The 6,749-nt window shown below is 25.6% G+C and carries 5 protein-coding genes; all 5 read right to left on the reverse strand.

The window, feature by feature from the left end; all coding sequences use genetic code 11:
• Window positions 1–2,029: glycosyltransferase family 2 protein (locus ACR0QS_RS09585; RefSeq protein ID WP_432633222.1), on the reverse strand; the 2,029-nt coding region annotated here is incomplete at its 3' end.
• A complete protein-coding gene (locus ACR0QS_RS09590) occupies window positions 2,029–2,976 on the reverse strand; it encodes an alpha-1,2-fucosyltransferase (RefSeq protein ID WP_432633223.1) in 948 nt (315 codons plus the stop codon). The genes ACR0QS_RS09585 and ACR0QS_RS09590, both read right to left, overlap by 1 nt.
• Before the next feature lie 46 nt (window positions 2,977–3,022).
• Complete coding sequence (locus ACR0QS_RS09595) at window positions 3,023–4,675, reverse strand: polysaccharide deacetylase family protein (RefSeq protein ID WP_432633224.1); 1,653 nt, start codon at window positions 4,673–4,675, stop codon at window positions 3,023–3,025.
• A 22-nt stretch (window positions 4,676–4,697) separates the two neighbouring features.
• Window positions 4,698–6,539: a TIGR00725 family protein gene (locus tag ACR0QS_RS09600; protein ID WP_432633225.1), complete on the reverse strand. Its 1,842-nt coding sequence runs from the start codon at window positions 6,537–6,539 to the stop codon at window positions 4,698–4,700.
• Window positions 6,536–6,749 (reverse strand): hypothetical protein (locus ACR0QS_RS09605; protein ID WP_432633226.1); only part of this gene is annotated, 214 nt, incomplete at its 5' end. The genes ACR0QS_RS09600 and ACR0QS_RS09605, both read right to left, overlap by 4 nt.

Here is a 6,749-nt window from a genome sequence, read left to right on the forward strand (position 1 = left end):
CTTTATTTAAAGTCTTGATTCTCAATGTATTTGATATAAGTTTAATTTTCAAATCGTCTAATAAACTTGATAAATATTTTTTACACATTGTAAAAGAAGGTTTTTTATTAAATTTAATTTCTTTGCAGATATATTTAAATAATCTATAAAATACTAATCCTATTAAATCGGCTTCCATTTTCTCATATTCTTTTTTCAAATCCATATTTGAATTTCTTATATGCGTAACAGGTAAATTGAGTTCTTTAATCTTTCTATTAAGCAAAATAGAATTAACAATAGCCCAATTAAAATCGCTTCTTCGATTATATTTACCGTTATCTGGAGTGAAATTTTCAATTTTCAAAAGTTCTGGATTGTAAATAATAGTATTGCCTCCTCTATATAAAGTATCGTTTCCTATCTCGCCTATTGAATTTATATCTATTTCTATATTCCTTGTCGAAGAATAACCATTTTTGAGATTGTTTATAAAATCTTTTATAGTGATGCCAAAATTTAAAAAAGGATATTCTAAAAAATCAAAATTTTTTGAAGAAATATCATAATAATATTCCTGTTTATATGTATCCAAGTAATTATCTATATGTTTTTTTGTTTTACTATTAAAAGTTATATAAAAATGCAAATCTAAAAGTTGAGTTCTTATAATAGAAAAAAACGGCAAAGGCGGTTCTCCACAATTACCGCATACAAACGCGTCAATATCGCTACTGTTATATTTAGAAATATAATACAAATAGTTTATATTACAGGGTTTATTTTGGTATATTCCATAAAATCTGCTATCGTCATCGACTATCCAGCTTATAAAATTATTTCCATATTTTTTCATTCCCTCTCTATAAATAAATCTTTGCAAATATGTTCGATTTTTGGATATTGAATATTTATTTTTAAGCCACTTTACATTTATTTTAAAATTATATTGACTCATTATTTTATTAAATTCATTGTAATATTCTGCAGACTCTGGCGAAGTTATTATGCAAATAAAAAAATCATTTAAATATAGAGAATCTTTTAAAACATTTTTTGAAAAAGAAAAAAGTATATCGTTAAGATTTTTGCAGTCAAAACATATAAAACCCAGAATAAGATTAACTTTGCTCGTATTATTTGGTATTTCATTTATTTTATTTTTAAATTTATTTTCAGTTTTTTCTTTATTATCGTATGGTTTATAGTTAAATAACTTTTTGGCTCTTTTCAAAGATTCTAATTTAATTTCTTTGTTAAAAAAATGCGAATATTTGCGATAAAATAGATTAAGTCCTTGAAACTTGCTATCTTTATTTGTGGTAACTCTATTTATTTGATTATCATAAAAATAATTAACCAAAGTTTCTTTTATAAATAATGTTTTTATATTTTTATTGCATTCTATAAATTCGACATATCTCATCATTAAATCTCTGTCGGTTGTGCTTTTCATACTTTCATCAAAACAGCCTATAGAAAAAAATACCCATAGATTTATAAATAAGTTACTTCCTTGAATATGCGGATTTTTTATAAATATATTTTCTTTGGTAATAGTTTCTTTATTAGGATATAATTTTTTTATATCATTATGATTTATAAAGTTAATTCCGCAAGCCACCAATCCTACAATATATTTGTCGTTTATATTTATGGCATTTATACATTTTTCCAAATAAGAATTTTCCCATTCATCGTCATCGTCTAAAAAAGCAAGATAATGACAATAAATGCCGTCCAAATTTTTTAAATCTATGCAAGAAAAAGCGGCGCTATTCCAAGCTCCTGTGCCTGAATGGAATTTAGCTCTGTTGTTTTTAATAATTTTAGTTGGAAATTTTTTCCCAATATTCATTGATTTTCTAATTATTTTTAGCTTATTGTTAATGATATTATATTGAGTTTCATCTTGATTATCGTCAACTATAATTACATTAACATTTTTTGAATATGTTTGATTATATACGCTTTTTAACGCTCTATCGAATAGTAAATTTATTCTATTGTTACTAGTTGCTATAACAACTGTTATTTTATATGCTTTCATTACTCAATACCAATCCTTATCCATTTTTTAGGGGCATAATTTTCTCCAACCTCTTCTTGTCTTTTTAACCATCTTTTTGGTGTAAGAATAATAGAATTTTTATAAGTATTACAAAACGCTACCCACCAAGAAAGAGTGCTATTTGCCATAATAAAATGTCTACATTGTCTCATAAGATAAAAATCAAAAATGACATTACTATCATCATTTATATCAACAATTTTGCAATTATTCATTTTATTAAAATGAGATTTTACAAATTCTTTATCATCGCTAAAAATAAAAAATCTTGCTTTATTGATTTTCCTTTTTATAAACTTTATTGCATTATGGTAATATTTACTGTCAGATAGGTTGATTGGATAATCTCTTATCAAAAAATCTCCCCTTCTAATATGAATACCAACTGAATTCATTTGGTTTTTAGTAATATCTAATAATACCCTATTATTTTTATCATCAAGTTTTATATAATCTAAAGTTATATCTTTTAATATTTCGTTTTTATAAGGATACAAATCTGTATAATTCCAAAATCTTTCTTTAAGAATATATCTAATATTTGATATGTTTTTAACCATTTCATCAATATTTTTAAAATACAAATCTGGTGCAAAAAGTATTTTTGATTTTTTAGGATTAAAATAAAGTTTTTTATTTTGTTTCTTATAGAAAAAATTATTGTATATTTTATTTATACTCAAATTACAAATCAATAATATATCCATTTTTTTATAAAGGTCAAATTTTGTGTGTATAAAGTCAATTTTTGTATCAAAATATTTAAGCTCAAAATTCCTTACATTGTAGCCCATTTTAATTTTATAATCACTTGCATCAAGCAAAATTTGTTTATCTAATTTTTTAGATAAAATTTTTGCAAAAGAATAGTGAAACAATTGATTGCCTAATCCACCGTGTAAATTTACAATAATAGTTTCTTGCATATAAATTCCCAATATTACTTTTTATAATAAATTCGTTCTATCGTTACTAGTTGCAATTATAACCGTAATTTTTAACATCTTTTCTTCCTATGCAAAAATTATTAGATTTTTTATTCACAATAGAGAGACAATATTTATATTTATGTTTTTTACAAAATTTATATAAGTCATTATCGCTCTTTCCTTCGGGATAAACAAATACCGAAATTTTATCGTTAATAATTTTTTCTAAAATATTTTTTGATTCTATGATTTCAATATCGCTATCTTCTTTATGATAAGTTAAATCTCTATGAGTAATTCCATGCGAGCAAATAGTGGCAATTTTGGATATATCTTGTATATCTTTAATATTTAAAAAATCTAAATCCAAATCGAGCGAAAATTCATTGTAAAAATCTAACAAAATATTTGGAGATTGTTTAATATAATGTTCTTTAAATATACGAATATTAGTAAATGTATTATTACTTGGAACTTTAAGATTAAAAAATTCAAAAGCCTCTTTTAATCTTTTAGATTGAATAAGATAATAAACCATATCCATTCCGCTAAATTTATGATAAATTGAATTCCCAACATTTATTGCAAAAAGCAGCGATTCTTTTTTGATATTATAGGATTTAACCAAATTTTTAGCCACCCATAAATGTTCTTTAAATCCATCGTCAAAACTTAAGCAAAAATATTTATCTGGATTTTCTATACATTCTTTAATGCTTCCAAATTCAAATCCTCTTTCCAAATATAATTCTATAATACTTTTTAACTTTTCATAACTTATAACCATATCTCTATCAAAATATAAAGGGGTTATTTTTTGTTCTGCATCGTATAAAATTCTATGTATCATTAAAATATTGGTATTTTCTTCTTCTCGGATTCTCTTATTTGAATTTAAAACGGATTCTAAAAATTTAGGTTCATATCCGTTTTTTGCAGAATGTTTAATAATGCCAGACAAATCTTTAGGCAAACATTTACCTCCAAAACATAAACTATCATCTTTATTATATATAGCCGTATGTGTTTTGGTAATTCTTGGGTCTTTAAGCCAAAGTTCGCGCACGGAATTATAATCCGCTCCAAATATTTCGCATATTTTATTAAACTCATTGCAAAATATTATTTTAGTCGCAAAAAATGAATTTTCCATATACTTGCATATTTCGGCGTTTAAACTTGTTGTTTGTATATATTCTTTTACGGGTCCTGCAATTTTAGAAAATATATCTACCATTTCGGTGGTATCTTTTATATCGCCTCCAAAAATAAAATATGGCGTTTTAATAACTTCTTTATTGAAGTCATAAGGATATGGCAAATCGTAAGTTGATTCTCCAATATATTCAGGGCTAAATACAATTCGCAAATGAGGATATGTTTTTGATAAAATATTTGTAGTGTTAGGCGGAATAGTGGATTTTATTAAAACGAGAGCTTGTTTCTTAATATTTGCCAATACATTTTCTACAAAACTAATATCAACGCTTCCATCGTCTTTACTTGGAGTTGGAACGCAAATCACAGTCAAATCTACATTATTTAAAATATCATAATCTCTTTTTACAAAATCATATTTCTCTTGAATCTCTTTAGAATTGTCATATACAAATACCTGATAATGTTTATAACTCTTAAAAAATTTATAAAACGCCTTTCCAACATATCCGTAACCAGCTATACAAATCTTCATCATTACTACTCCTTAGAATAGAATATTATTTATTTTTTACCAAATCAAATATCATAAAATCAGAATTTGTGATTTTATAATGGTTTGCTCTAAAATCTCCGCTCTGAATTATGTTTTTTATTTTTAAATTATATCTTTTAAATAAATCTTCATAAAATCCCAACGGTCTATGAATATCCTCTCTTTTTCTATTGCTGCTAAATATTTCTTTATAAAATGAATGCGAGCAGTTATAGTCAAATTTTTTATTGTCTATTAAACGATTTTGTATATTAGAAATAGCGTTATTAAATAACGGATTGCATATAACTATGAGTATATGTTCTTTACTCAAATCGCATAAATCTTGCATAATATTATCTATTATTTTTAATCTTTCATTTTCATTTGAAGCTAAAGGATGGCATAGTACGAGAGAACAAAGAACCGAATCGAACTTTTTATTTTCGTTTATTAACTTTTCTATATCCGCGTGATTACTGCTGAAATACTCTATATTATTATAATTTTCTTTATATCGTTGAATAACATTTTCATCGTTATCATAAGCGTAAACTTTTCTTTGTAATATCTTTTGCAAATTAACCGATATTTTACCCGCTCCGCTTCCATAATCAAATATAGTTTTATATTGCTCATTTTGTGTATAGAAATCAATAATTATATTTTTATACAAAACAAATTCTCCAATTTCTTTTCTAAATGCCTTAAATTCTTTATCTAAATGAGAGCTTTTTAAATATTTTTCTATTTTTCTAAAATCTTGCTTTTTATTGAGTGGGCTTAAATATTCTTTGATATTCAAATCTTTAAGATGATTTTGAAGTTTATATATGGCAAAAGCTCTCCTGCACATACTTTCAAAAAAATTTGGCGTAAGATGAGCTAAATCATATCCAATATCGCAACAAAAAATATTGCCATCAACTATACGCAAATTCTTTGGTTGTAAATCTAAATGAACAATGTTTGCAAAATAATACTCATTTAGAAACTTTTGGAATTGCTCTTTGCTTACATTGACAAAATCACTACTTTTTGAATATTTATAGTAAATAATTAAATCTTTATTTTCATAAGCGACTTTGAAAGGATAGTGAAAATCAAATGATAAATTCTCTAAACTATATGATAAAGAATTGAGATTGAAATATAATTTGTCTTGTATTGGATTTGGCTTAAAGATTTTATAGACAAATTTTTCATCAGTAAAAACAAAACCCTCACTACCTCTCCCCAAAAATCTTAAAGAATTTTTATCTATATTACAATATAAAGAAATTTTTTCTAACGCGTCATTTTGAGACATAATATTAGAAATTCCATTAAATTTCATTTTATCGTAATGCGATATTTTTGATTCTATAATATTTAAAGCGTCTTCAACCGAATCGGCTTTATATATTTTATCGTCTCTTCTATCGTCTAATGAAGTATCAGCTAATTTTCCGCCCCATCCGAAATTACCCAAAGCGACTATAAGTTTATTCATTTGCCAAGCTAGTGAAATTTCATTTAAAGTTCCAGCGCTTCCGCCTAACACTATTACGGCATCCGATATACTAATTAAAGATATATTTCTACCAACATCAAATCCTATTGGCAAAGCTATATCTACATAATCGTTAGCTATATCTTTATTATAATTTGGAAGAATGCCTATTATAGAATTTTCTTTATAATTAGCGGAATCTCTTGCGCCTTTTGAAACTGCTTCCATTACTCCTCCAAGTCCTCCATTAGCAAGAATATATCCTTTATCAATTATTGATTTTCCCAAATCATAAGCAAGGGAATATATTTCTTTCGGCAATGTATCAATATTTGCATATCCAATGACGGATATTATTTTGTGTGCTTTTTTCAAAGGGTGTTCCTAATATCAAAAATCTGCAAATAGCACTCTAGCAATCGCGTATAATCCACCTCATCGTCATTTTTAAATATCTGCGGACTTAGTGGGCGATACTCCTCGTCTTCAAATATCTCTCTAATAGCATAGAAAAACTCCTCATCTTCATCAATGCTGATATTGATAAGATTTTTGTGCCGAAAGTCTTGGAGGTTTTGGGCTAGA

Origin of the sequence: Brachyspira sp. (genome assembly GCF_050873525.1) — a bacterium.
Classification (GTDB): Bacteria; Spirochaetota; Brachyspiria; order Brachyspirales; family Brachyspiraceae; genus Brachyspira.